The following is a 25,395-nucleotide window of genomic DNA, read 5'->3' on the forward strand; positions in this document are numbered from 1 at the left end:
GGGAGACACACCATGTCGGGGAACACGATCGGCACCACCATCGCGGAGCCGGCCGCCGCAACGCTGCCGGCGCCGCGCGGGCCGCTGTCGGCGGCGGTGCTGGCGGCGCTCTCGCAGAGTCCGCCGGCGAAGGTCTTCCCGCCGGTGGCGGCGGCCGCGGATCCCCTCGGTGAGGATCTGCAGCTCGCCCTCTACACCTGCTACGAACTGCACTACCGGGGTTTCGACGGCGTCGACCCGGACTGGGAGTGGGAGCCGGAACTCCTGCGGCTGCGCGCGGCGATGGAGCGAGGCTTCCTGGCGGCGGTACGGTCGCGGATCGACGGCGGTGCCGACGTCACCTCGGCCCTGGACGAGCTCCTGGTGGAGCACGTCGACGCGCGCGGGGTCTCCCATCACCTGCGGGACACCGGGACCTGGTGGCAGCTGCGGGAGTACGTCGCCCATCGCTCGATCTACCACCTGAAGGAGGCGGACCCGCACGCCTGGGTGATCCCGCGCCTGCAGGGGCAGGCGAAGGCGTCGCTGGTGGCGGTGGAGTTCGACGAGTTCGGCGGGGGCCGCGGGGAACGCATGCACGCGCGGCTGTTCGCCGACCTGATGGAGGGCGTCGGGCTGGACCCCGCCTACGGCCGCTACCTGGACGTGGTGCCCGCGGTCATGCTGGCCACGGTGAACCTCATGTCGCTGTTCGGCCTGCACCGGGGGCTGCGCGGTGCCCTGGTGGGGCACTTCGCGGCCGCGGAGATCACCACCGCGCCGAGCGCCCAGCGGATGGCCCGGGGGCTGGACCGGCTGGGGGCCGGGCCGCGGTGCACCGAGTTCTTCACCGAGCACATCGAGGCCGACGCCGTCCACGAGCAGATCATGCGCCGGGACGTGATCGGAGATCTGCTGTCCCGTGAGCCGGGGCTGGCGGCCGACGTCGTGCTGGGCGTCCAGGCCACCGAGCTGCTGGAGGCACGGCTCGGCGATCATCTGCTGGACCACTGGCGATCGGGGAGGTCCTCGCTGCTGCGCGCCCTGCCGGCGCATCCGGGACCGGCCTGAACGCGCTCAGCCGCACCATTCGGTCAGCAGGACGGTGGCGTCATCCTGGAGTTCGTCGTTCTGGTACTCCAGCAGAGCGCGAACCAGCCTGCGCAGCGTCTCCGGCGCGCTCAACCCATCGGCCTCGCGGCGGACGACGAAGTCGGCGAAGCGCTCCAGGCCGAACGGCTCGCCGTCGGGCCCGCGTGCCTCCACGATGCCGTCGGTGTAGAACAGCAGGCGGTCGCCGGGTTCGAGCTGCGCGGTGCACAGCAACGGCTCCTCCTCGAAACCCAGGCCCATCGGCGGCGTGGGCAGGCAGTCCAGGCTGCCGACCCAGCGCCCCTGCCGGAGGATCAACGGGACGGGATGCCCCCGGTTGACCCAGCTGAGCAGCCCGGTCCCGGTGTCGAGGCGCGCCAGCACACCGGTGGCGAAACGGTCGTCGAACTGCCGGCGGATGTCGGCGTCGATCGCCTGGCTCGTCTCCACCAGGCCCGTGCCGCGACGCCGGTTGTTGCGGTAGCTGCCCATCGTGATGCTGGCCACCAGCCCGGCGGCGGTGTCGTGGCCCATGGCGTCGAAGATGGCCAGATGCGCCGTCGTGCCCACGAGGGTGTAGTCGAAGGCGTCGCCGCCCACCTCGTAGGCGGGCTCCAGGGCTCCGCTGATCACCACCTTGTCGTTGGCGAAGGTCATCGGCGGCATCAGCATCCACTGCAGCTCCGCGGCCAGGTTCATCTCGCGGACACGCACCAGGCCGGTGTACGGGTCGCTGTTGCGCCGCCGGGACACCACCAGCAACGCGACCAGCGTGGCCAGCTCGCGTAGCCGGGCCTCGCTCGCCGCGTCGTGCCGTGGCACCGTCACACTCAGCACCCCGAGGCGCTCGGACTGGTCGACGATCGGCATCCAGAGCCGCTGCTCCTCTTCGCCGTCGCCCGTGGCCACGACCAGGTCACCGTCGCTGAAGGCCTTGCCGGGCAGGGTGCCGTCGATCTTGGTCGGCTCCGTCCGGGCGGCGTCCAGGGCGGCCGGGGCGCCGAGCGGCCAGAGCACGTTCTGCTGCAGATCCACCAGGTAGATCAGGGCGTCCTGCAGGCCCGCCTGCCGGGCGTGCTCCGCGACCACCCGGGGCAGGTCCTCCAGTGCAGCCCGGGGGCTGGCATCGAGAAGCCCGCTCAGCATTCTCTCGCCGTTCACTCCTCTCCCCCCTGTGCCGACCTGTGAGGATCGAGCGGCGGCCGACGGCTCCGGTGGGTCATTCGAACAGGGTGTGGTGCTCGCCGCGCCGCCGCCGGCGGGCCACTCGCCTCCCCACGACGGCCAGGTCCACGACGGCGACGACCGCGAGCACGGCCAGCACCGCGCCCAGCACCGGGATGCCCGCCCAGAAGGCGATCACCGCGAAGACCGCGCAGATCACGAGCCCGAACGTGGCCAGCGCCAGCCGCAGGTTCAGCGCACTCTTCGGGTGATCATGGGTCCCCTCTGGTTCCGGGCGGTTCATCGCGCACTCCCTCTCACAGGTTCGAGGCGCTTATTTACTACCCATACGGTCTGACCGGAACACCGGAGGCGCCACCGCGCCGCGCCGGTCAGTGGTCGCCGAGATGGTTGTTCATGCGCTCGGCGATCTGGCGGGCCGCCCTCTCCCGCCGGGCGACCTCGTCCCAGGGCAGTGACCACACGTCCCGCGCGGTCGGCACCGTGTCGAGGAAGAGCCGGAACAGGTCGACGGCGCCGCCGCTCCACTCGCCGGCCTCGGGGCCGGCGTCCTCACCGGGGCTCACCGGCTCACGTCCGGCACCGATCGGAGGCCACCGGGTCGCCCTCCAGGCCCCGCCCGCCGAGCGCGCATCGACGACTCTTCTCACCTCGCTCCCGCCATGACACTATGTCATGGGACAGCTACGTTAAGTGACATGAAGCGTTCAACGGAGAGCGTTCAGGTGAGGCGCGGTGGAGTCGGCGGCGGGTGAGGCGGTGCGGAGGGCTCAGCCGAACCGCACGCGCGATCCGGTGATGCGCAGCATGACGCCCTCGGAGCTGATGCGGAGGCTCTGGAAGGTCAGGCCCAGTGGCAGCGCCGGCACCGGCACGGAGAAGTCGAGCTCATCGCCGAGCTCGGAGAGCGGGAAGCCCTCCACCGAGATCCCGTGCACCTGGATCTGGTTGCCGACCTTGGTCACCCGGGCCGTCGCCGTTCCCTCGACGATGCCCAGGTCGACCTTGGCGCGCACCATGTCCGGGCCTGCCGCCGACAGCGACAGGTCCGACTGGCCCGCCGCGGCGGCCAGGTCGGCGAAGGTGACGACGGCGGTGCCGTCCAGGCTGCCGATGGTGCCCTTCTGGTAACTGGATTCGAGGCGGACGCCTCGTACGTCGGCGTCCAGCCGGCTGATGGTCAGCGGCCCCTCCTTGACCCCCCGGGCGCGCAGGCTCACGTGCTTGAAGTCACGGGAGATCGCCTGGGTGAGGAACGGGAAGCCCTTGATCTTCACATCGGGCTTGGCGTTGAAACCCTGTTTCTGGATCTCCGTGGCGATGGTGTTGTCGGCGTACGCGACGGCGACGCGATCGACGATCACTGCGATGGCGAGCAGCGCGATCACGACCAGGAGGACGACGAGCAGCCATCGGGGCGCTCGCTTCCTCCTGGCGGGCGGCTCGGATCCCGTCCATTCGGGCGCGTGGACGGTCACCCGTCACCGCATATGTCAGTCGTCATGACGACCAGCGAAATGCACATAGTCCCCCCTGTCAACGCACAGTCTTCTCACCGTGAGACGTATAGGAAAACCCTGGAGTTCATACAGATCAGTACGGGATGGGCGGTGCCGGGTCCCGCCCTGTGGCAGGCGTTCCGGCCGCGGTTCGTTCGCCGTCCCGGCCGGGTTGAAGCGGTTCCGGAGGTTTTGCCCTAGTCAAGGGGGAATCCTTGAGTACCGTCGCACTCGCGAGGCATGCCTCTTCCCTTGAGCCTCCCCACATACCAGGAATCGCCATGAAGCTTGTCAGCCGTAAGGACTGGGGCGCCAGGGCGCCCAAGGCGTCGCCGGCCTACCTCTCGTCCGCGCGTGGCGTGAAGGTCCACTACACCGGTACCTACGAGGACCCGGCCATCCTCACCAACCACGGCAGATGCGCCGGCCGGCTGCGCACCATCCAGAACGACCACATGGATTCCAACGGCTGGAACGACATCGCCTACAACTTCCTCGTCTGCGTCCACGGGTACGTCTTCGAGGGGCGTGGCCTGCACCACCTGTCCGCCGCCAACGGGCCCGGGCTGAACACCGCCCACTATGCGGTCTGCGGTCTGGTCGGCAACAAGGGGACCACCGAGCCGCCCCGCGACATGCTGATCGGCATCAGAGACGCCATCGACCACCTTCGCGCGCACGGCGGCGCGGGCAACGAGATCAAGGGCCACCGCGACGGCTACAGCACGGACTGCCCGGGTGCGCCGCTCTACGCGTGGGTCAAGAAGGGCGCGCCCCGCCCCGGGCCCCTTCCGGTCGAGGACGACGACCTGCCCGGCGGCCGGCTCAACGACGGCCCGCAGGCGGTCACTCCCATCGCGCTGCCGAAGGGCCGCTACAAGACGGTCGGGTTCGTCTGCGACAACGCGCTACAGGGCAAGCCGCCCGCGCTGCTGCGGGTGGCGGTCGCCACCGGTGGCGGTCACTGGGAGAGCCGGCAGGTGACGGTCGACTCCACCCAGGGGCAGGCCGTGGTCACCTTCTCCGACGCGGCCGGCACCGTGGGGCTCTCGGTGCGGCGCGAGGACGACGGCGACGTGCCGGTGGCATGGGAGGTCTCCTGACGACCCGTGACGCGCCGACCTGCCGGGTGGGGGATGGAGCGGTCAAGTCCCCCACCCGGGTCGTGTCGTGCCCGTGGCGTTCATCGCCCGGTCTCAAGCGGTGAGATCGTTTGGGTTGGCCGCCTTGTCGGTGCCGATGGTGCCGTCCGGTACCGGGTATTCGCCCAGCATGAAATGCAGGATGGCGGCGTGCATGGCCTCCACCGGCGCGATCGACGCCGCGATGTCGATGGCGCGCTTGTTGGCGACCTTGGACGCCACGGACACGTAGGTCTGGGTGGCGCCGTCCTCCAGCTTGAGCGCCAGCTTGGCGGCCTCCCCGAAGTCGGTGGCCTTGTTCAGGTCCTCCGCCAGGCTCTGCTGGTTCTTCAGCGGAGTGCCGGTGATGGTCGGCTTGCCCGCGCTCTGCAGCACGGCGTTCCACGCCTTCGCGTGATCGGTGTGCTGGCTCATCGCGGTCTTGGCGAAGGTGGCCGCGGCCGGCGGGACCTTGCCGAGCTTGCCGCTCTGCGACGCGGAGAGCACGGACTGGTAGGCGCCGGCGGCCTGGTTCTCCAGGGCCGCGGCCAGTGCGACGATCTTGAGCTCCCCGGTGTAGGCGCCGGCCGAGGCGGACGGCGACGCGGAGGCCGACTCCGAGGCCGATGGTGACTCCGACTCCATCGGAGACTCCGAGTCCACCGGGGACTCGGGGGTCGCGCTCACCAGTCTCGCCCTGTTGCCGCAGGCCGCGAGCGCCAGGGTGACGAAGGCGCCGCCCGCGCCCACCAGGAACGCGCGCCGCGCGGACACCGTGCCGGGACTCCGCGGCGAGGTGTCGGCTAACTCCTCGGACAGGTCGTGAGCCCGCGCGAACATCACCGGGATCGTCTCGCGATGCGCGTCGTCGAGCTCCCTGGTCAGAGCCGCCAGCTCCGACTCGCTCATCGGCATCTCCCATGGACGCCTGTCGGCCGTCATTTCACCGCCCCCTCATTGATCGGCGAAGCGTTGTTGGTCGGGTAGAAGACGTTGGGAATGCCGACGCTGCCCACCGTGTCCGGCAGCTTCTCCGGCTGGGTGGGAATCGCGATCAGGTCGGTCTTGCCGTCGGCGAGCAGTGCCTGCACGGTCAGCAGCACGGCGCGATGCTGGGCCTCGACCGGTGCGATGCCGGCGAACAGGCCGCGCAGCTTGGCGTCGCTGACCTGACTGATGTTCTTGGTGTAGGTCTGTGCCGCGACGTCCTCCAGCGACAGGGCCAGCTTCACGACGTCAGCGGGGGCCTTCAGGCCTGGCAGGGCCTTCTTGACCTCGGCGTCGTACCTCGGGTTCGGCCCGGTCTGCGCCTTGCCGCCCGCCTGTGTCGCCGCGCTGTTGTACGCCTCGCCGTGCGCCTTGTGCTGCTCCATGGTCTTGGAGATGAACTCGGCGATGGTCTTGTTGCCCTGCTTGATGAACGGCAGGTCCGCCGCGGTCTTGTAGACCGAGACCATGAGGTTCTCGATCGACGCGGCGGTCTGCAGGGCCATGACGTCCTCCGGGGAGGCCGCCGCACGGCCCATTCCCAGGAGGCCGCCCGCCCCCGTCAGCGCTCCGACGAGACCCGCCCGTGACCAGCGAGAGCGTCCTCGCACCGCCGCCGACTCCTCGGCGAACTCTCCCAACGCCGCGCGGGTCCTGCGCACCGCGTCGCTGTTGAGATCCTGCGACTGCTCTGTCAACTCTCTCAGCCGCCGGACATCCACGTGGTCTCTGCTCATGTACAACCCCCCAAACGCACCGATGTCGATCGGACTACTTACGGTTATACCTTCGGTACGGAGAGTACTAATCGCCAGGGGTGGCAAACTCCGCATACGTGGGCAGGGGACGCCCTTCCCGGCGGCCTCGAAAAGTTCGCGGGACGCTGACAACCTTTCGATCCGGTGCGGCGTGTAAGGAGCAGGTGGCACAGGACTGGCCGCCCGCCCGCCCAGTCCTCCGCGCCGGCCGGAACGTCACTGGCCCCCGGGTGACGTTCCGGCCTTCTCCTTCCGGTCTTCTCCCGGCCGCCGATCTTCTGGCCGCCGGATACGGGGTGGGCCGCTTTCGTCCGCGAGGTCCGCTGATCTATGCCGGTTATGCCAGTGATGGCCAGCTTTGGACCGTGGCGGTGTTTCAGGGCGCCATTCCGGTCGTCGATCACTATGGTGCTGCCTCATGGGCGGACGACATCGCGATGAATCTGATCCGGGGCCCGCGCCCGAGCCGGAGCGGACCGGGCGGCTGCGGGCGGTGGTCTACGGCTGGCTGGAGCGGACGAGCTTCAGCCGCGCCGCCGTGTTCCTGGCCGGTGGGCTCGCGATGCTGGTGCTCATCGGGTCCCTGCTGGCCGGGTCGGGCGTGTTCGGCCGCGGCGGATCACCCTCCGCCGGTCCCGAGCGGCAGGCGATGAAGGCCCCCGCCACCGCCGCGCCGGTGCGCACCCCGCGCGTCCGTCCGGTTCGTACCGTCCGCCCGTCGCCCCGCCCGTCCGCGCGCACGGCCGCCCGGTCGGACCGCGTCTCCCCGTCTCCCCGGCCGACGCGCCCTCCGGCGGTACGCCCCACGTCCGCGACACCGCACTGGCCGGGTCACTGGCCACGTCAGTGGCCGGGTCACTGGCCGCGCCCCCGGCACGATCGGCCGCCGCCGTGGTGGTGGCAGCACCACGACGGAAACCGATAGGACGCCCTCGGATGCCACCGACCCGCCCACCGGCGTCACTCCAGGCCCGAAATCCGTTTGCGGGCCGCCAGGCAGGTCACCATGCTGATCGGCCATAGGGTCGGACAACGGCGTTCACGGAGGTAGGACATGCGAGTCAAGGGCCAGGTGCTCATCTTCGACGCCGATGACACCCTCTGGGAGAACAACGTCATCTTCGAGCGCGTCATCGACGACTACCTGGACTGGCTGGACCACCCGACGCTCGGCAAGGACGAGCTCCGCACCATCCTCGACGACATCGAGGCGGCGAACGCGGTCGCCCACGGGTACGGCAGCAAGATCTTCCTGCGCAGCCTCGGCGAGTGCTTCGAGCGGCTGCGTGAGCGACCCGCGACCGAGGAGGAGCGGCAGCAGATCGACGGGCTGGCGTCGGCGCTGGTCGAGCGGCACGTCGAGCTGATCCCCGGCGTCGCCGAGACGCTGGCCGACCTCGGCGGCCGGCATGACCTGCTCCTGCTCACCAAGGGCGACGCGGACGAGCAGCGCCGCAAGCTCGACGCCTCACAGCTGGCACACCACTTCCGCAGCATCCACATCGTGCCGGAGAAGAACGTCGACACCTACCGGTGGCTGACCCGGGAGCACGGCCTGACGCCCGCGACGAGCTGGATGATCGGCAACTCCCCGAAGTCGGACATCAACCCGGCCCGGCACGCCGGCATGAACGCCGTCTTCATCCCCAACGACAACACCTGGGTGCTCGAGCACAGCGAAGTCGACCCCGATGACGAACGGGTGCTCAGGTTGGAGCGCTTCCGGGAGCTGCTGGACCACTTCTGAGGCGCCCCCTCCCACGCACACCGGGTGATCGCGGAGACACCGGCCCAGGGCATGACCGGAACGGTCCAGGGTAGGCCTCCAACGCGCCGCGCGGACTCTCCGGCCGGCCGCGCCCTACCTGCTGGGAGAGGACGACATGAAGATCGGGTTCAAGCTCATCGCCGAGGCGTACTCTCCGCGGGAGATGGTCCGGCAGGCCGCCGCGGCCGAGCAGGCGGGCTTCGACTTCGTCGAGATCAGCGATCACTATCATCCCTGGCTCTACAGCCAGCAGCACTCGGGCTTCGCCTGGTCGATGCTGGCCGCCGCGGCGGAGCGCACCAGCCGGATCGGGCTGGCCACCGGGGTGACGTGCCCGTTCATCCGCTATCACCCGGCGATCATCGCGCAGGCCGCGGCCACGACGGCACTGCTGTCCGAAGGGCGCTTCACCCTCGGACTCGGTGCCGGCGAACGGCTCAACGAGCACGTCGTCGGCGGCGGATGGCCCTCGGTGACCGTGCGGCACGAGATGCTCCGCGAGGCACTGGAGATCATCCGGCTGCTGTGGTCGGGTGGATACCAGTCGTACGAGGGCAAGCACCTCACCCTCGACGACGCACGAGTGTTCGACCTCCCTCCGGAGCCGCCGCCGATCGTGGTGGCCAGCGGGGGCGAGCGGTCGGCTCGCATCGCCGCCGAGCTCGGCGACGGCATCTTCGTCACCGAGCCCGAACCCGAGCTGAACAGCTCGTACGAGCAGGCGGGCGGCGACGGCCTGCGATACGCCGAGGTGCCGCTGTCGTGGGCCAAGGACGAGGACACCGCGGCAGGGTCGGCGCACCGGTTGTTCCGGTTCGGGCTGACCGGCTGGAAGGTCCAGTCAGAGCTGCCCAACCCGATCAACTTCGAGGCGGCGACGGCCTCGGTGACCGAGGACGAGGTACGCCGGTCGTTCGGCTGCGGCCCCGAGGTCCCGCGCCACCTCGAGGTGGCCCAGCAGTTCGTCGACGCCGGTTTCGACCACCTCGCGCTCATTAACGCGGGGCCGGACATGGACGGCTTCTTCGAGTTCTTCGCCAACGAGCTGCGCGAGCCGCTGAGCGCGCTGAGCCGGAGCTGATACGGGTCCGGCCGCGGAGGAGCCGGTCCGCTGCCGTCCGGTCATGGGCGGGTGCCCGCCGGCCGCCGGGAAATGCCGGTTCGTCAAAGAATTGCGGCGAAAACCCATTCGTGAGGTCGCGGCGCTTTCCTGGAAGAGCCTTGGCCGTTCGTTGGCGTGAATGCCCGGCCGAGTCTTCGGGTCCATTGTTATGGTTCCACGATTCGAGGAATTCCAGGGCGCTGAGAGTGCGGCATCAGGGCGCGGCCGCCTTTCGACCGATGCGTGGATCCCACCAGGTCATGGCCCGCTGACCGGCAGAAGCCCGATGCCCTGAATCCGGGGCCGGTCACCGTCGCGTCGCCGGAAATGCGATCAGCGGCCGTTCGCCGGGTGTGCCCGGGCGGCCGGTCGCGGTGGCCGGCGGCACCCGTTCGACACAGGCACGGCCGACCGGAGCGATCAGAGGGACGACATGCAGCGCAAGATGACCAGGGCCGTGGTGCCGCTGACCACCGCCGCCGTGGCGGTCACCACGGCGGCGACCTGCGCGTGGGCGCAGAGCGATCCGTCCGCACCCCGGCGTAAGACGGTGCCCGCGGCGACGCGGTGCCCGTCCGCGCCGCCCGCCCGGCACGCCCGCTCGGCCGCCCCCGCCCGGCCCGCCCGCTCGGCCGGCCCCGCCCGGGAGCCGGTCACCGACCTCCTGGGCCTGACCGCGCCGCTGCGAGTGGCCGTCCCCGTCCAGGTGCGGCTGACCGCCCAGGCGCGCGGTGCCACGAGTGACCTGGTCCGCTACCGCATCGATGCCCGTTCCGTGCGGGGCCCGCAGCACGGCATCACCGTGACCGCTCGTCTGACGTGCCCGGCCGGTGACGCCTGGCTGGTCGGTCGGCCGGCCTTGACGACGGGGCAGGGGACCACGGGACGCCGGGCGCTGGTCTGGCGGCTCGACCTCGAGAAGACGCCCCAGACCGCCACGTTCCTGGTCAGGGTGCGGCCCGGCGACCGGGGTGGTGTGCTGTCCGGCGAGCTGACCACGAAGGGACCGCGGTCCAACTGTCCCGCGGACGGGGCGGGCCACGAACCCGTCGATCCCTCCTGCCGGGCCACCGTCCGGGTGCCGCCCCGCCTGGCCGCGGTCTCCCACCCGGTTACCCGGGCTCCGGTTACCCGGGCTCCGATCAGCGGGGCTCCGGTCACCCGGGCTCCGATCAGCCGGGCTCCGATCAGCCGGGCACCGGTCACCCGGGCTCCGATCAGCCGGGCACCGATCACCCCTGCGCCGGTCGCCCGTCCGGTCACCCCGGCTCCGGCAGCGCGCCCGCCGGTGGGCAAGGCGCCGGTGGCCAAGGCTCCGGCGGCCCGTCCGCGGGTGGCGAAGGCCCCGGTGGCCAAGGCGCCGGTGGTGAAGCCGAAGATCCACGCCTCCGCGGCGCCCGCCGTACGGGCGCCAGGACTTCCCGCGCCCGCGGTCGCGGCGCCCGGGGTCCCCGCGCCCGGGGTCCCCGCGCCCGGGGTCCCCGCGCCCGCCGTCCCGGCGCCCATGGTCGCGGCGCCCGCGGTGCCGGCGCCGGGCGCGCCGGCCCTTCCCGCGCCGGCTCCGGGTAAGAGCCGGGTGCTGTCCCAGGTGGACCGGGTACCGCTCGTGCCCCTGGACTCCGCGGAATCCGGCGCGGCGGTCCAGCCGGGTGCTCCGAAGGTGGTTCCACCGGACGTGGTGGTGCGCTCGGCGGACTACTCCGACGAGGATCTCAGCGGCCGGGGCTTCGGCTTCCTCCTCGGGGCCGTGGCGGTGCTGCTGGTCGCGGTGGCCTTTGCCGGCCGGGTGGCCCGCGTGGCCGTACGCCGGCGCCATCCGCGGCCGGTGGCGGAAAAGTGAGGGTGACCGTGCGGCGCGCCGGACGGCGGCGCGCGGCGGTCGTCCTCGTGTGCGGGGCCGTGGCGCTCAGCGGCCTGACGGGGTGTGAGGAGGCCTCGGCTCCGGCGGCCGCCGGGCGGGCGCCCGGCTCGGCGACCCCCGCGCGGGCCGGCGTGCCGCCGGCCCCGGTGCGGCCCGGCCTGCTCGTCAACCAGGACACGCCGTTCAGCGCGAGCGACGTGGAGCGGCTGCGCCACGTGACCGGGGTGACCGGGCTGGCGCTGATCGGGTACGGGCTGGTCCAGGTCTACGAACAGCAGATCCCCACGGCGACGATCGATCCGTCGACGTACCGCCCCTTCACCCCGGCGCAGACCCAGGATTCGGACGCGGTGTGGACCGCCGTGGGCCAGGGCGGCGCGCTGGTCAGCCATGAGGTCGGCATACGCCATCACTTGCCGCTCGAGGCGACGGTCCCCGCCGGCTGGGCGACCGTACGGATCGCCGGGCTGGCCACCACCGTTCCCGGCATCGACATGATCGTCAGCTCCAGGACCGGGGAGCGGATCGGCGTGCCCTACGGCAACGGACTGGTCATGGCGGTCTCCGGAGATCCGGGCCGTGCCGTCGAACGCATCCGCCGGGTCATCGGGTCCAAGCCGGTGATCCGCCGCATCGCCGGCGCCTCCGCCACTTCGGCCGCATCCGGCCTCTCCGCCCCGGCCGGACCGCTCCTGCCGGTCATCACCCCCTCGGCCACCGCGTCGGCCGGCCCGGCGGCACCGACCACGCCCGGCACCACGTCCCGTACCGCGCCCCGCACCCCGCCCGCGACGACGGGCGTGACCAGGAGCACCGCCGGTCCGGGACGTCCCGGCTGAACTCCTACATCTCCGGCAAATCGGACGATATCGGCCGGGCTCATACCGACTGGTCGGTATGATTCACTGGGGGAACCCGCTGTACGATCGTCAACGACGCGACGCAGAGCCGCAGCAGAGGATCGGTGACGTCATGACAGGTACCTCCTCCAGGCGCATCGCGGATGGGGGGCGTGCGGTCGCCATCCCGGAACGTCTGCTGAGCGTGGCGACCTGCCTGTTCGCCGAGAAGGGCTTCGAGGGCACCTCGGTCCAGGAGATAGTCTCCGCCGCCGGGGTGACCAAGGGGGCGATGTACCACTACTTCGCGTCCAAGGACGAGCTGCTGTTCGAGATCTATCATCGGCTTCTCGCCATGCAGATGAAGCGCCTGGAGCAGCTCGCGGAAGGCACCGGATCGGTCGAGGAGCGCCTGCGCGCGGCCGCCTCCGACGTCATCGAGACCAGCTTCCTGCACCTCGACGAGCTGATTGTCTTCTTCCGGTCCATGCACATGCTGCCCAAGGAGAAGCAGGCGACGGTGCGCGCCGAGCGGCGCCGCTACCACGACCGGTTCCTCGCCCTCGTCGAGGAGGGGCAGCGGGAGGGCATCCTGCGCTGCGACATCCCGGCCGACATCGCCGTCCACTACTTCCTCAGCGCGCTCAACCAGATCGGCAACTGGTACCGCCCGGGCGGCCGGCTCAGCGCCGAGGCCGTCAGCAAGTACTACGTCGACCTGCTGATGGACGGCGTCCGCGCGGGCTGACCGCGCCCGACCAGCCCCCACCGGCCCGCCCGTCAGCGGTCAGCTCTGGGGCTCGCGGGTGAGTCGTTGTACGGTCAGTTCGTTCGCCCGCAGCCGTGCGCGCAGCGGCTTCTTGTCGAACTTGCCCACGGTCGTCTTCGGGATCTCGTCGAGGAAGGCCCAGTTCTCCGGGACCTGCCAGCGGGCCACCCGATCGGCGAGGAAGGCGGCGAGCTCGGCCGCCGTCGCCGTCATGCCGTCCCTGAGCACCACACATGCCAGGGGCCGTTCGTCCCAGCGGGCGTCGGGCACCCCGATCACCGCCGCCTCGAGGACCGCGGGATGGGCCGCCAGGTGGTTCTCCAGCTCCACCGAGGAGATCCATTCGCCGCCGGACTTGATGACGTCCTTGATCCGGTCGGTGATCTGGAAGTAGCCGCGGTCGTCGATGGTGCCGATGTCGCCGGTCCGCAGCCATCCGTCGTGGAACTTCTCCGGCGCGGGGTCCCGGTAGTACGAGCCGGTGATCCACGGTCCGCGCACCTCGATCTCGCCGACCGACCGGCCGTCCCAGGGCAGCTCGGTGCCGTCCTCGCCGATGATGCGCATCTCCACCCCGGCCGCGACCCGGCCCGACTTCATCCGCCAGTCCATGTCCTCGGTGGAGCCGGGCTCGACCCCGGGAGGCGGGAACGCCATGCCGCCCAGCGGGCTGGTCTCGGTCATGCCCCAGCCCTGGACGATCCGCAACCCGTACTGCTCCTCGAAGCGCTCCAGCAGTACGCGGGGCGCGGCGGCGCCGCCGGAGGTGCCGGCGCGCAGCGACGACAGGTCCAGGTCCTGCTGCTCACCGAGGTTGAGGATGGCGTTCCAGATGGTCGGCACGGCGGAGGCCACGGTGGTCCGCTCGGTGGCGATGCAGCGGGTCAGGTGCTCGGGCTGGAGGAACGGCCCGGGCATCTGCAGGGTCGCACCGGACAGGAACGCGCCGTACGGCAGCCCCCAGGCGTTGACATGGAACATCGGCACGATCGCCAGCACCCGGTCGGCCTCGGTGATCCCCACCAGCGTCGCCGACAGCAGCGCCTGCGCGTGCAGGAAGGTCGAGCGGTGGGAGTAGACCACGCCCTTGGGATCCCCGGTGGTCCCGCTGGTGTAGCACATCGCCGCCGCCGAGCGTTCGTCCAGCTCGGGCCAGTCGAAGCCGGGCTCCTCCGCCGCGAGCAGGTCGTGGTAGCTCAGCACCCGCGCGCCTCCGGAGGCCAGGACGGAGGCGTCCCGGTCGCCGACGACGATGAAGGTCTCCACCGTCGGCAGCTCGCCCACGACCCGGGCCAGCAGCGGCACGAGGGTGTCGTCCACGATGACGACCCTGTCCTCGGCGTGCCCGATGATGTGGCTCAGCTGCTCGGGGAAGAGCCGGATGTTCAGCGTGTGCAGCACGGCGCCCATGCACGGCACGGCGAAGTAGGCCTCCAGGTGCTCCTGGCTGTTCCAGGCGAACGTCGCCACCCGGTCGCCGGGCCGTACCCCGAGCCGGGTCAGCGCGGCGGCCAGCCGCCCGGCATTGGCCGCGATCTGCCGGAAGGTCGCCCGCCGGGTGCCGGTGCCGGTCCACGTCACGCACTCGCTCCCGCCGTACACGCGGGTGCCGTGCCGCAGGATCGCGGTGATCGTGAGCGGCACGTCCTGCATCGTGCTGACGATCATGGGGGCTCCTTGGCCGTCTCGTGGTCGGGCCCCGGGGCGCGAGGCTCACCGGCTCGCGTCACCCAGGGGCATACCGACCGGTCGGTTTCACGGTAGGACGGCGATGTGGCTTCCGTCAACGCTGGCCGAACGTCCCATACCGCCTGGTCGGTATGGGTTTACCGGATCGGTGGCGGTTCTGGATTTACGACTATTGATTTGTGACTTCTATCACCGTATGGTCCACCCAGCGGTGCGCACCCGCGACAGGAATCCCCTCCGACCAGGCCCACCCCGATAGCCGTACGACCGGTGCAGCCGGCCGACGGCATACCGCCTGTACCGAGCCATGCCGTCGTGCGGTGCCTCCCGACACCGCGTCGAGCGACGTCCTGGCCGGCCCCGCTCGCACCCGCAGGAGGCACGATGACCTCGTCATCGCCGCAGACCCCCACGCTCGCGGCCCGTATCTGGGATCGGCAGCTTTCGCACTACCCCGACAACAACCGGCGCTACCTCTATCTGGCCATCGTCGTCCTCGCCACCATCTCGCTCTACTACCAGCTCTACGTGCAGTTCGCGGTGGCGACACCGATCATCACGCACTACGAGATGAGCTTCACGTTCTTCATCTGGGTCTCGGTCGTCGGCAACGCGGTCGGGGCCTTCTCCTCGCTGCTCGCCGGGCTGGCCGACCGGTGGGGCCGCGCCAACCTGGTGATCTACGGGCTCCTCGTCACCGGGCTCCTGGTCACCTTCGCGCTGCCGCACGCGCCCGACAAGTGGGCGTTCATCGTCGTCAGCGCCCTGATCGGGTTCGTCGAGGGCATCATCCTGGTCGCCACCCCGGCGCTCGTCCGGGACTTCTCCCCGCAGCTCGGCAGGGCCTCGGCGATGGGGTACTGGACGATGGGGCCGGTCATCGGAAGCCTCGTCGTCACGGTCGTGACCAGCAACACCTTCCACGGCTCCACGACCTGGCAGGACGAGATCACGTACGCCGGGATCTCCGGCCTGCTGGTCTTCGTGCTCGCCCTCGCGGGGCTGCGTGAGCTGTCGCCGCAGCTGCGCGACCAGATCATGGTCAGCCTGCGGGATCGCGCGCTGGTCGAGGCCCGGGCGAAGGGGCTGGACACCGAGCAGGCACTGCGCGGCCACTGGCGGCAGATGCTCCGCCTGGACGTCATCGGCTCCGCCTTCGCCATCAGCGTGTTCCTGCTGCTCTACTTCGCGGCGGTCGGCTCGTTCGTCATCTACTTCACCACGGTGTTCGGGTACTCCGTGGCCCGGGCCAACGCCGTCCTCAACTGGTACTGGGCGGCCAACGCGGTGAGCCTGGTCGTCGTCGGCCTGATCTCCGACCGGCTGAAGGTGCGCAAGCCCTTCATGCTCGCCGGCGCAGTCGCCTCGATGGCCGTGCTGATCGCCTTCGCCCTGCGGGCCACCGAGCCCGGCACCGGCTACTACACCTTCGCGCTGCTGGCCGCCGGGATCGGCGTCGCCGGAGGGATCACCTACGCGCCGTGGATGGCGAGCTTCACCGAGACGGTGGAGAAGCACAACCCGGCCGCCACCGCGACCGGGCTGGCGATCTGGGGCTGGATCATCCGGCTGGTCGTCGCGGTCTCGGCCGCCTGCCTGCCGCTCGTGGTGACCAGCGTGACCCCGCTGGTCGGCCACGGCGCCCAGGTGACCGAGGCGGCCAAGGAGGCGGCACCCGCGCTGGCCGTCATCAAGGCGCATCCGCAGGTGTTCGCCGAGCTGGGCAAGTACCCGCCCGGCCAGGCGCCGGCGGCGGTCCAGCAGCGGGCGGCGCAGGAGGTCGGGCTGGCCGATCTCGCCACGGTGCAGAAGGCCGGTCCCCAGCTCGCGGTGCTCACGAAGTACGGTGCGACGGTCGAGCACGCCGCGAAGAAGAACCCGTCCCAGTGGCAGCACTGGTGGTGGGTCTGCCTGGGCGGCGAGCTCCTCTTCGTGCCGTTCATCTTCGTGATGGCCGGCCGGTGGAGCCCGCGCCGCGCCCGCGAGGACGCCGAGGCCCACGAGCGGATGCTCGAGGAGGAGCTCGACCGGCTCACGCACGAACCGGCCTGACGGGTTCTGCCCGGGGGTTCTGCCCGGCCGTTTCGGCCTGGCGGGACCCGGCGCATCCGGCCCGGTGGCGGCGAACTGATCGCCTGCCACCGGGTCGGCGCGTGCCGATCTAGCCGATGAGGACGCCGAGCAGGCACACGAAGGCGATGCCGCCGGGGACCCCGAGCAGCGCCCAGATGAGGGGCACCCGGGTGCGGCGCCGGTAGTCCCGGGCGATCCGGGCCAGCAGGAGGCCGGGCACTCCCCAGATCAGGACGGTCATCGCGAGGTTGAACCAGCTCACCCAGGAGGTGTGGGTGGCGCCGAGCGAGGTCTCCGGCGCGATGCCCACGATGACCAGGAGCTTGATGAGCAGTTCCGCCGCCGGATAGAGGATCTGGCAGCCGGCCGCCCCCCACAGCCCGCCGAGCAGCAGCGGGCCGGGCACATGACGCCCCCAGGGCCGCACGGCCGCCCAGGCCATGGCCAGCGTGAGAGCCCGCAGCGCCGAGGCGCCCACGACGATCGCGTCGGTCGCGGTGTAGGCCTGGCCGGTGAACGGCTTGGCGACCACGAATCCCATGACGACGATGACGAACAGGCCGATGATCACGGTCAGTCCCCGTACAGGACGGTCCCCGGCGGAGCCCGTGGTGCGCGCCGAGCCCGTGGTGCTCGCGGTGCCGGTGGTGCCCGGGGTGTTCTGCCGATCCGCTGTCGCCTCGATGAGCTCGATCACGGCATTTCCCTTCCGCGTGGCGAGCCGCCCGCCGGCTCTGCGCACCATCCTGGAGAAAGGGGGTACGGCGCGGTTCCCGCCGGGAGGGGAACCGGCTCCCCCGCTCGGGGGGCGGGCCATCATCTGAAGGGTGGAAGCCCCTGATGTGAGCTGGTCTTTGCGGGGTTGTGGGGATAGGGGTGTTTGATGCCGTCAAATGGGGGAACCCACGCAGCCTGACCCGTGATGGCGCCTGGGAGCAGCTCGAACGGATGACGCGCTACGGTGCGGTGACGGTTCGCTGTCCGGCGGTCCGGTACAGGCCGGGACGCAGGAGCGGCCAGATCGGAGGTGGTGCGTGACGGTCGGCGCTGACACGCAGATCACGGATCTCACAGTGGACGATCATGCTTGCCTGACGTTCTGTGAGGCCGAGGAATTGTTCGATCTCACCGCGGCGTTCGTCCGTGACGGGCTGGCGGACGGGCTGAAGGTGGTCTGGCTGAGCGATTCGCCGCCGCTCCTGGCGCTCACCGAGCTCGCACACCGGGGGGTGGCGGTCGAGGCGCCGGCCGCGGCGGGGCAGATGGTCGTGGCCGAGAACGAGACCGGCCTGCTGACCGAGCAGGTCTTCGACACCGAGCACGCGATGGCCTGGCTGAACGGCCAGGTCGCGGCGTTCCGGCGGGAGGGCTACCCGGGACTGCGGGTGGCGGTGGACATGAGCTGGGCGTTGCGCCCCGTCGCCGGGATCGAGCAGTTGCCGGGGTTCGAGGAGAAGGTCGCCGCCGTCCTGGCGGGCACGCCGGTGTCGGTGCTGTGCCAGTACGACCGGGACCGGTTCGACCCGGTGACGCTGGCCTCGGTCGCCGCCAGCCATACCCGTTCGGTCGCGGCGGCCACCTACCATCACGACGCGGTGCTGCGGATCTGCCGGCAGTACGCGCCCTCGGGGATACGGCTCGCCGGGGAGATCGACCACCTCGCCGCCGAGCCGCTGGCGGTGGCGCTGGCGGAGGCCATCCGGCTGAAGGGGGACATCACCATCAACATGGCCGAGCTGTCGTTCATCGACGTTTCCTGTACCCGAATGATCCTCGACGCCGCGCGCAGCCTCTCCCCGCCCCGCGCGACGACTCTGCGGTGCAGTCCGGCGGTCGCCCCGAAGTTCGTCTATCTGGGCGCCACCGAGCTACCCGGCGTCAGTGTGGTGACCGTCAATGACCGGTGACATGTCGCGCGACCGCGCAAACCAGACCAAGGAGCCCACGGACCTCGCGTCCACCAAGCCACTGCTGGATCAGGCCTTCGACGGCGACACGCTGTACTCGCTGCGATCGGCCGTGGCCGCGCACGCCACGCACGCCGGGCTGTCCGAGGGCCGCGTGAGCGATCTGGTCGCCGCCGCCCACGAACTCGCCGCCAACGCCGTACGGCACGGTGGCGGCGCGGGCCGGCTGCGCCTCTGGAACCACGACCAGGTCCTGCACTGCCAGGTCAGCGACGAGGGCCCGGACCCGAGCTCGGACGAGCAGGACACCACGGCGCTGTGGGGCACCACGCCCGGCAGCGGCCTGTGGCTGGTGCGCCGGCTGGCCGACCACATGCACCTGCAGACCGGCCCGTACGGCACCATCGCCGCGATCAGCCTCACCCTCGGGCCACCCGACCGGCGCTCGGAGTTCGAGGTCCGCCAGGACGACCTCGGCCACTGCACGGTGCTGACCGTCGCCGGCGAGCTGGACCTGCGGTCCGCCCCCGAGCTGACCGTCACCATCAGCGCGGCCATCGACGCCACGCCCACCCCCCGCCTGGTGCTCGACCTGACCCGGCTCACGTTCTGGGACTCCTCCGGTATCGCCGCCCTCATCACCGCACAGCAGCGCATCAACACCGCCGCGGGCGCCAAGCTGGTCCTCGCGGGCCTGTCCGAGCAGCTCAGGCGGCGGCTGCGCACCATGGGACTCACCGACCGCTTCGTTCTGGCCGAGACGGCCCGGCAGGCCGTACGCGGTCTGTCGGCGCCCTCCTGATCCAGCCCGGTCAGCCCGCCTGATCGGCATCGTGGACCAGCAGGGCGATCTGGACCCGGTTGTTCAGCTCCAGCTTGGTCAGCACCCGCGACACGTACGCCTTCACCGTGGCGACGCTCACCGACAGCTCCCGGGCTATCTCGCCGTTGGCCTTGCCCTGGCCGATCAGCCTCGCCACGTCACGCTCGCCCGCGCTCAGCCGGCCGAGCGCGTCCCGCGCCCTGGCCCGCCGGGGATCCGTTCCGGAGGCCGCGAAATAGGACATCATCCGCCGCGTCACGGCCGGTGAGAGCATCGGCTCGCCCGCGGCGACCTGGCGGATCGCGCGTACGATCTCGGGCGGCGGAGTGTGCTTGAGCAGGAATCCGCTCGCACCGGCGCGCAGTGCCCGAAGGATGTGATCGTCGGTGTCGAACGTCGTCAGGACGATGATCTCAGGGACCGGCTCCGCGTCCCCGGCGACGGGGCCCGCCGCCCCAGAACGGCGTGCACGCAGCAGTTCGGTGGCGGCCAGCCCGTCCACCCGCGGCATCCGGATGTCCATGAGGATCACGTCGGGGCGGTGCCGGCCGACCGCGGCGACGACCTCGGCGCCGTCGCCCAGCTCGCCCACCACCTCGATGTCCTCGGCGCCGGCCAGGATCATCGACAGGCCGGCCCGGACCAGCGCGTCGTCGTCGACGATGAGGACGCGGATGGGAGGGCTCATTCGGGTCAGCGTAGCCACCTCGGCGGCATCGGCCATGCGGGCCGTTCGGGTGCGGGGTCAGCGGCCGGACCCGGCCGTGCTCCTGGCGATGGCACGGGCGTCCCCGGTCTTCGCCTTGGCCGCGGTCACCCGGGCAAGGCCGCCCGGTCCACCGCGCCCGGTGCTCATCGGTGTGCCCTCTCCTTGATCTCGGTGACGTCCTGGTGGGTGCTGTCGATCGCCTGCTGGGGGACCGGCGGCAGGGCCTGCGCGATCTGACCACGGCCGGTCAGCGACAGGCCGGCGGCGACCGCCAGCAGCACCGCGCCCACGATCAGCGCCGCCGCCCACAGCGGCAGGGCGATCGCCAGTGCGGCGATCGCCGCGACCAGCACCGCCGCGACTCCGTACGCCGTGACCAGGCCCGCTCCGCCGACCAGGCCGGCGCCGATCCCGGCGTGCCGGCCCTTGTCCTTGATCTCGGCGACCGCCAGCCGCAGCTCCTGGCGCACGAGCAGGGAGACCTGCTCCGTGGCCTGCTTGACCAGCTCGCCCACCGGCTCGGAACCGGTGGCGGTGGTGGTCTCGGGTCCGGTCTGGCCGGCTGCGTCCGGTGGTGTCGCGGTCATCGAAGCTCAGCTCCTCGCCCGGGGGGATGGTGCAGTCTCCGTTCCCCACCTCACCCCGCTAAACGGCCATCACCGCCCGAATCGGCTTACCGGTCACCGCCCCCCGGGCCCGTCCGGCCGACGGCGGCCGGCCGATTGAGATCGCCGTCCCGCTGCCGGCGGCCGTACCGGCGAGTGCGCTGGTGAGCGGTCTGCGGTACCGGCCGCGACGACGCCCGGCGGTCTGTACGGTTGTGCTGTGCGTGAGCTGGCACAGGTGAACGTCGCGATCATGCGGGCGTCGCTGGACGACCCGGTGATGGCCCGGTTCGCGGACGCGTTCGACCCGATCGCCCGGCTGGCCGACGAGGCTCCGGGGTTCGTCTGGCGGCTGCGCACGCCGGACGGGCACACCACGATGGTCACCGAGAGCGCCGACGGCGTGGAGCATCTGGTGATCAACATCTCGGTCTGGGCCGACTACGCGTCGCTGCACGCCTTCGCCTACCGCAGCGCCCACGGTGCCCTGCTGCGGCAGCGGGAGCGGTGGCTCCTGCCCACGCCGCAGCCGTCCACCGCGCTGTGGTGGGTCGGCCTCGGCCAACGCCCCACCGTCCATCAGGCGCTCCGGCGGCTGGCGCACCTGCGTGAGCACGGGCCCACCCCGGTGGCGTTCTCGCTGCTGCAGCAGTTCGACCCCGCCGGCCGGCCGGTCCAACGCGTCCGTGCCGGCGGCCTGCGACCCCGGACGTGCTGACGGGCGATGGTCCCGGCGCGGGCCGCGACGACCCCGCGCCCGCGGACGAGCGCGATCCGGTCGCCGCGGCACCGGGTCGGGGCGTCAGTAGCCGGGGAAGACCTTGCGCAGGTCGTCCAGGCTGACCGCGCCGGTCAGCCGTACGCCCGCCGGGGTGTGCTCGGGGGCGTGCCGGCCGGAGACCAGGCGCAGCCACCACTCCGCGGGAGCGGTGAGCTCCCCGTCGGGCTGGTCGGGGGCATCGACGAGGGCGACCGCGTCCCGGACGTCGAGGCCCAGGGAACGCTGCGGGGAGGTGGTCCGCACCGCGATGGTCACCGGGCGGCCGGCGAGGTTGCCGGCCTGGCCGATGAAGCCGATCAGCATGCCGGCCTGGTCGATCAGCAGCTCGGTCGCCTCCGGGGCCAGGGTCGCCGCCGGGTCGAACCCGACCCTGACGTCCCAGGAGTGGTGGGCGAACTCGCTGAGGCGCAGACCGGCGGCGGTGGCCACGTCCACCGGGGCGGGCAGGAAGCCGAAGTCGATCCGCAGCCGCTCCCGGGTCGGTGCGTCAAGCTCTTCGTACCGGCGCACGAGCGTCTCGTTCGCCCGCACGAAACCCTCGGCACGCTCGGCGGGCGACATCGCGTCCCACCGCGCCCAGACCTTCTGGTTGAACTCGTGCCCGGGGGCGCCGGTGGCGTCGAGCGCGGCCTCGAGCGTCGCCAGGCCGATCTCGGCACCGCTGCCCAGATGGCTCAGCACCTGCGAGATGTCCCACTGTGAGGCCCCCGATCCGCGGATGAGGTCGTCGGCGGTGAAGCCGCCCACGAGAGCTGTGAGCTCGTCGTGGCCGGTGCGCAAAGCCTTGATCGTCTGGTCGGCTCGATCGGTCATCGGTGGTCTCCGGGGGTCGGGGCACAGGTTCCGCTTCGGTGCGGGGCACCTCCAGTGAAGCTAGTACCGCATAAGTTGAAGTATCAAGTTGTATGGCGGGTCCCGCCTCCCGAATCCCTCGGCGCGGATGCGCACCAGCGTGCGGCCGCCGGCGTCGTACCAGGCTCTGACCTGCGGTGATGGTCTGTATAGGGTGTGGGGAACAGATGTTCCCGCTGGTTCTCCCGGCCCGGGCCCCGGACGACGCGCGCCGAGAGGTACGACCTGGGGAGGGCGCATGGCCGCACTTCTGGCAGTCAACGTGGGTCTGCCGCAGGACGTCCCGTGGCACGGCACGACGGTGCACACCGGCGTGTGGAAGCGGCCCGTCACCGGCCCCCGGATGGTGCGGCGGCTCAACATCGACGGGGACGGTCAGGGAGATCTCGCCGGTCACGGCGGCGAGCAGCGTGCGGTGCTGGTCTACCAGCTCGACTCCTACCGTCACTGGCAGGAGGAGCTCGGACGCGACGACTTCGAGTACGGGCAGTTCGGCGAGAACTTCACCGTCGAGGGGCTCCCCGACGACGAGGTGTGCGTCGGAGACCGGTACCGGATCGGCGGCGCGGTGTTCGAGGTCACCCAGCCGCGCGTCACCTGCTACCGGGTCGGCCTGCGGCTGGGCGAGCCGCGCATGGCCTCCCTGCTGGTGTCCCATCGCCGCCCCGGCTTCTACCTGCGGGTCCTCACCGAGGGGCCGGTGGAGGCGGGCCAGGAGATCGTCAAGATCGCGTCCGGCCCGGAGGGCATGACCGTCGCGGAGATCGACGCCCTGCTGTACCTCCCGGGCCCCTCCCGCGAGCGACTCGAACGCGCACTGCGCATCGGCGCGCTCAGCCCGGGCTGGCAGACCTCCTTCCGGGCGATGCTCGATCAGGCCGGCGCAGCACCGGGAGGGCCGTCCGGCAACGCCGGGCTGAGCTCGGCCGCCGCCGGGCCGCCACCGACCTGGGACGGGTTCCGGCCGCTGCGGGTCACCCGCATCGACGAGGAGAGCCGGAGCGTGTTCTCCCTGACGCTCGCGGCCGTCGACGGCGCCCCGCTGCCGGCCGCGCTGCCCGGCCAGTTCCTCACCTTCCGGCTGCGCCTGGAGCCCGGCGGCCCCGTCCTCACCCGCAGTTACTCGCTGTCGGGTCCCCCGGGCGACGCGGTGTACCGCGTCAGCGTCAAACAGGAACCGCACGGCGTGGTCAGCGGCCATTTCCGCGCTCACCTGCGCACCGGCGACGTCCTCGACGTCGCGGCGCCGCGCGGCGTCTTCACCCTGGAGACCGCCGGCACCCCGGCCGTGCTGGTGTCGGCCGGCATCGGCGCCACCCCGGTGCTGGCCATGTTGCACGCACTCGCCGCCGCCCGCTCCACGCGGGAGGTGTGGTGGCTGTACGGAACCCGTGACGGCACCGAGCACCCCTTCGCCCAGGAGAGCCGCGACCTGCTGGCCCGGCTTCCGCACGCGCACGAGCACATCTGCTACAGCCGCCCGGCGCCCGGTGACCGGCAGGGCGTCGACTACGCGACGGCGGGCCGGCTGTCGGTCGACCTGTTCCGCCGCCTCGGCGTCCCGCCGGCCGCCGACGTCTACCTGTGCGGCCCTCCGGCCTTCATGCGCGAGCTTCCCGCCGACCTCGCCGACTCCAGCCTGGCCCCCGCCCGCGTCCACACGGAGGTCTTCGGCGCGGGCCCGGCGATGACCCCCGGCGTGGCTGCCGTCCCCGCCCGGCCGGTCCACCCGCCCCCGGGAGCCCCGGGCGACGGCCCCGCCGTCTCCTTCGCGCGCAGCGGTCTGACCGTCGCCTGGGACCCCGCGTACCCGAGCCTGCTGGAGTTCGCGGAGGCCTGCGACGTGCCGACCCGCTGGTCGTGCCGCACCGGGGTCTGTCACACCTGCGAGACCGGCCTGCTGTCCGGGACCGTCGGTTACTCCCCCGAACCCGTACAGGAGCCGGCCGAGGGCAACGTCCTGGTCTGCTGCTCCCGGCCCCAGGGCGAACTCGTCCTGGACCTGTGACCCGCCCGCGCACCTCCGCCCCGGCTCGCCGAAGGGAGGTGATCCGACGCGTGCGGCGGCCCATTGCCGGCTACGGGTGCAGCCAGCGGTAGATGCCGTCGAGGTCCTGGTCCGTGAGGAGATGACCGCCGCCGGGCAGTTCCTTTCGTACTGCGCCCGGTAGGTGCGACAGGAAGCCATTCGGCGTGGCCGCGAGGGCTGAGCACGTCATCGGGTCCGTACCAGACGCTGACCGGTATCCGGATGCCGCTGAGATCGATGCCCCACGGCCTGGTCATGGCGATGCAGTCGTCGATCCAGCCGTCGACACCGTCCGCGTACGCGGCACGAAACCGTTCGGAGTGGCCGGGCTCTTCGATCCGGGCCCGCAGCGCGCGGATGTCGGCCTCGGGCAGGTGATGGTCGGGCGAGACCGGGGGCTCGCCGGCGTCCACGGCGGCCAGGGCCTCCGCGGCGAGGCGTTCCACCAGAGGCCGGTAGGACTCCTCACCGGAGGCGGCTCGGGAGAACTCCTCGACATTGCCCGCCGACATCCCGCCGAACCAGTCGAGGCCCTCGGCGTCGAAGGGCGCCGGTCCCACGACGGAGGCGCAGCGGTCGACGCGGCCGGGGAGCACGGCGGCGCAGGCGAGGGCGTGCGGTGCGCCGCCGGAGCCTCCCCACACCGCGAACCGTGACCACCCGTGCAGGTCGACGAGGCGTACGACGTCGTCCACCACGTCGACCACCCGACGCCCTGGACGCCGGGTGGACTCTGCATAGCCGGGGCGGTCAAGCACCAGCAGCTGAACGCCGCGCCGGCTCAGAGCGGCGAGCGACTGAGGGGACAGCAGCCGCGTTCCCGGCGTGCCGTACAGGAAGACCGCTCGGGCGTCGCCTTCCGAGCCGTAGTGGCTGAACGCGACGGTTCGGCCGTCGGGGGTGTCGAACGTCCCGGACCTGTGCGCCACCTGGACGCCGAACGGATCGACCTCGCTGCTCATCACCC

27 protein-coding genes are annotated in these 25,395 nt (G+C 71.5%); 13 read left to right on the plus strand and 14 right to left on the minus strand.

The features are described 5' to 3' along the window. The first annotated feature begins 12 nt into the window (after positions 1-12). Entirely contained in the window at positions 13-1,050 is a 1,038-nt protein-coding gene (locus tag ACRYCC_RS27840; RefSeq protein ID WP_433816652.1) for an iron-containing redox enzyme family protein, read from the plus strand. 6 nt (positions 1,051-1,056) lie between these two features. On the opposite strand, the gene ACRYCC_RS27845 is transcribed toward ACRYCC_RS27840, so the two are convergent. The 4 genes from ACRYCC_RS27845 to ACRYCC_RS27860 form a co-directional block, all read right to left on the minus strand. Beyond that, entirely contained in the window at positions 1,057-2,232 is a 1,176-nt protein-coding gene (locus tag ACRYCC_RS27845) for a PP2C family protein-serine/threonine phosphatase (RefSeq protein ID WP_433816653.1), read from the minus strand. 58 nt (positions 2,233-2,290) lie between these two features. Then, positions 2,291-2,539 carry a DUF6343 family protein gene (locus ACRYCC_RS27850; protein ID WP_433816654.1) on the minus strand — a complete coding sequence of 83 codons (249 nt, stop codon included), beginning with the start codon at positions 2,537-2,539 and terminating at the stop codon, positions 2,291-2,293. Positions 2,540-2,627: 88 nt separating this feature from the next. Then, positions 2,628-2,822 (minus strand): hypothetical protein, encoded by a 195-nt coding sequence (locus ACRYCC_RS27855; RefSeq protein ID WP_433816655.1) that lies wholly within the window; start codon positions 2,820-2,822, stop codon positions 2,628-2,630. Positions 2,823-3,026: 204 nt separating this feature from the next. Beyond that, positions 3,027-3,734, minus strand: a complete 708-nt coding sequence (locus ACRYCC_RS27860) for an LmeA family phospholipid-binding protein (protein WP_433816656.1) — start codon at positions 3,732-3,734, stop codon at positions 3,027-3,029. Between the two features lie 302 nt (positions 3,735-4,036). Between ACRYCC_RS27860 and ACRYCC_RS27865 the strand changes: the two genes are divergently transcribed. Further along, positions 4,037-4,858, plus strand: a complete 822-nt coding sequence (locus ACRYCC_RS27865; protein ID WP_433816657.1) for a peptidoglycan recognition protein family protein — start codon at positions 4,037-4,039, stop codon at positions 4,856-4,858. A gap of 93 nt (positions 4,859-4,951) precedes the next feature. Here ACRYCC_RS27865 and ACRYCC_RS27870 read toward each other — a convergent pair whose 3' ends face one another. Continuing rightward, on the minus strand, positions 4,952-5,785 hold the full coding sequence (locus ACRYCC_RS27870; protein WP_433816658.1) for a ferritin-like domain-containing protein: 834 nt from the start codon (positions 5,783-5,785) through the stop codon (positions 4,952-4,954). Positions 5,786-5,814: 29 nt separating this feature from the next. Next, positions 5,815-6,600: a ferritin-like domain-containing protein gene (locus ACRYCC_RS27875; protein WP_433816659.1), complete on the minus strand. Its 786-nt coding sequence runs from the start codon at positions 6,598-6,600 to the stop codon at positions 5,815-5,817. 439 nt (positions 6,601-7,039) lie between these two features. Here ACRYCC_RS27875 and ACRYCC_RS27880 point away from each other — a divergent pair, with 439 nt between their 5' ends. From ACRYCC_RS27880 to ACRYCC_RS27890, 3 genes are all read left to right on the plus strand, one after another. Continuing rightward, a complete protein-coding gene (locus ACRYCC_RS27880; RefSeq protein WP_433816660.1) occupies positions 7,040-7,546 on the plus strand; it encodes a hypothetical protein in 507 nt (168 codons plus the stop codon). 129 nt (positions 7,547-7,675) lie between these two features. After that, on the plus strand, positions 7,676-8,368 hold the full coding sequence (locus tag ACRYCC_RS27885; protein ID WP_433816661.1) for an HAD family hydrolase: 693 nt from the start codon (positions 7,676-7,678) through the stop codon (positions 8,366-8,368). 136 nt (positions 8,369-8,504) lie between these two features. Further along, on the plus strand, positions 8,505-9,470 hold the full coding sequence (locus tag ACRYCC_RS27890; protein ID WP_433816662.1) for a TIGR03557 family F420-dependent LLM class oxidoreductase: 966 nt from the start codon (positions 8,505-8,507) through the stop codon (positions 9,468-9,470). Between the two features lie 441 nt (positions 9,471-9,911). Here ACRYCC_RS27890 and ACRYCC_RS27895 read toward each other — a convergent pair whose 3' ends face one another. Continuing rightward, positions 9,912-10,148, minus strand: coding sequence for a hypothetical protein (locus ACRYCC_RS27895; protein WP_433816663.1), 237 nt, complete (start codon positions 10,146-10,148; stop codon positions 9,912-9,914). A 96-nt stretch (positions 10,149-10,244) separates the two neighbouring features. Further along, positions 10,245-10,997 carry a pentapeptide repeat-containing protein gene (locus tag ACRYCC_RS27900; RefSeq protein WP_433816664.1) on the minus strand — a complete coding sequence of 251 codons (753 nt, stop codon included), beginning with the start codon at positions 10,995-10,997 and terminating at the stop codon, positions 10,245-10,247. Here ACRYCC_RS27900 and ACRYCC_RS27905 point away from each other — a divergent pair. The 3 genes from ACRYCC_RS27905 (at position 10,996) to ACRYCC_RS27915 (ending at position 12,939) form a co-directional block, all read left to right on the plus strand. After that, entirely contained in the window at positions 10,996-11,331 is a 336-nt protein-coding gene (locus ACRYCC_RS27905; protein WP_433816665.1) for a hypothetical protein, read from the plus strand. The two genes, ACRYCC_RS27900 and ACRYCC_RS27905, sit on opposite strands and share 2 nt — an antisense overlap. Before the next feature lie 2 nt (positions 11,332-11,333). Continuing rightward, a complete protein-coding gene (locus ACRYCC_RS27910) occupies positions 11,334-12,191 on the plus strand; it encodes a hypothetical protein (RefSeq protein ID WP_433816666.1) in 858 nt (285 codons plus the stop codon). A gap of 133 nt (positions 12,192-12,324) precedes the next feature. Continuing rightward, positions 12,325-12,939 (plus strand): TetR/AcrR family transcriptional regulator, encoded by a 615-nt coding sequence (locus ACRYCC_RS27915; RefSeq protein WP_433816667.1) that lies wholly within the window; start codon positions 12,325-12,327, stop codon positions 12,937-12,939. A 39-nt stretch (positions 12,940-12,978) separates the two neighbouring features. Here ACRYCC_RS27915 and ACRYCC_RS27920 read toward each other — a convergent pair whose 3' ends face one another. Further along, complete coding sequence (locus ACRYCC_RS27920; protein ID WP_433816668.1) at positions 12,979-14,628, minus strand: long-chain fatty acid--CoA ligase; 1,650 nt, start codon at positions 14,626-14,628, stop codon at positions 12,979-12,981. Between the two features lie 405 nt (positions 14,629-15,033). On the opposite strand from ACRYCC_RS27920, the gene ACRYCC_RS27925 reads away from it, so the two are divergent. Beyond that, entirely contained in the window at positions 15,034-16,701 is a 1,668-nt protein-coding gene (locus tag ACRYCC_RS27925) for an MFS transporter (RefSeq protein ID WP_433816669.1), read from the plus strand. A gap of 109 nt (positions 16,702-16,810) precedes the next feature. Here ACRYCC_RS27925 and ACRYCC_RS27930 read toward each other — a convergent pair whose 3' ends face one another. Beyond that, positions 16,811-17,419, minus strand: a complete 609-nt coding sequence (locus ACRYCC_RS27930) for a hypothetical protein (protein WP_433816670.1) — start codon at positions 17,417-17,419, stop codon at positions 16,811-16,813. 376 nt (positions 17,420-17,795) lie between these two features. Between ACRYCC_RS27930 and ACRYCC_RS27935 the strand changes: the two genes are divergently transcribed. Next, on the plus strand, positions 17,796-18,629 hold the full coding sequence (locus ACRYCC_RS27935) for an MEDS domain-containing protein (protein ID WP_433816671.1): 834 nt from the start codon (positions 17,796-17,798) through the stop codon (positions 18,627-18,629). Then, on the plus strand, positions 18,619-19,431 hold the full coding sequence (locus tag ACRYCC_RS27940; RefSeq protein ID WP_433816672.1) for an STAS domain-containing protein: 813 nt from the start codon (positions 18,619-18,621) through the stop codon (positions 19,429-19,431). The genes ACRYCC_RS27935 and ACRYCC_RS27940 overlap by 11 nt, the downstream gene beginning before the upstream one ends. A gap of 10 nt (positions 19,432-19,441) precedes the next feature. Here the strand turns inward: ACRYCC_RS27940 and ACRYCC_RS27945 are convergent, their stop codons facing one another. Further along, positions 19,442-20,140 carry a response regulator gene (locus ACRYCC_RS27945; RefSeq protein ID WP_433816673.1) on the minus strand — a complete coding sequence of 233 codons (699 nt, stop codon included), beginning with the start codon at positions 20,138-20,140 and terminating at the stop codon, positions 19,442-19,444. Positions 20,141-20,304: 164 nt separating this feature from the next. Beyond that, a complete protein-coding gene (locus ACRYCC_RS27950; RefSeq protein WP_433816674.1) occupies positions 20,305-20,748 on the minus strand; it encodes a phage holin family protein in 444 nt (147 codons plus the stop codon). Positions 20,749-20,986: 238 nt separating this feature from the next. Between ACRYCC_RS27950 and ACRYCC_RS27955 the strand changes: the two genes are divergently transcribed. After that, entirely contained in the window at positions 20,987-21,484 is a 498-nt protein-coding gene (locus tag ACRYCC_RS27955; protein ID WP_433816675.1) for a DUF3291 domain-containing protein, read from the plus strand. Between the two features lie 84 nt (positions 21,485-21,568). Here the strand turns inward: ACRYCC_RS27955 and ACRYCC_RS27960 are convergent, their stop codons facing one another. Beyond that, positions 21,569-22,360: a maleylpyruvate isomerase family mycothiol-dependent enzyme gene (locus ACRYCC_RS27960; protein ID WP_433816676.1), complete on the minus strand. Its 792-nt coding sequence runs from the start codon at positions 22,358-22,360 to the stop codon at positions 21,569-21,571. A 277-nt stretch (positions 22,361-22,637) separates the two neighbouring features. On the opposite strand from ACRYCC_RS27960, the gene ACRYCC_RS27965 reads away from it, so the two are divergent. Continuing rightward, positions 22,638-24,407 (plus strand): MOSC domain-containing protein, encoded by a 1,770-nt coding sequence (locus ACRYCC_RS27965; RefSeq protein ID WP_433816677.1) that lies wholly within the window; start codon positions 22,638-22,640, stop codon positions 24,405-24,407. On the opposite strand, the gene ACRYCC_RS27970 is transcribed toward ACRYCC_RS27965, so the two are convergent. Then, the gene (locus ACRYCC_RS27970; protein WP_433816678.1) at positions 24,317-25,390 is read right to left on the minus strand and encodes an alpha/beta fold hydrolase; all 1,074 of its coding nucleotides are present in this window, start codon (positions 25,388-25,390) and stop codon (positions 24,317-24,319) included. The genes ACRYCC_RS27965 and ACRYCC_RS27970 overlap by 91 nt on opposite strands. Positions 25,391-25,395 lie beyond the last annotated feature (5 nt).

Source organism: Actinomadura scrupuli (genome assembly GCF_050971785.1).
Lineage (GTDB): Bacteria > Actinomycetota > Actinomycetes > Streptosporangiales > Streptosporangiaceae > Actinomadura_E > Actinomadura_E scrupuli.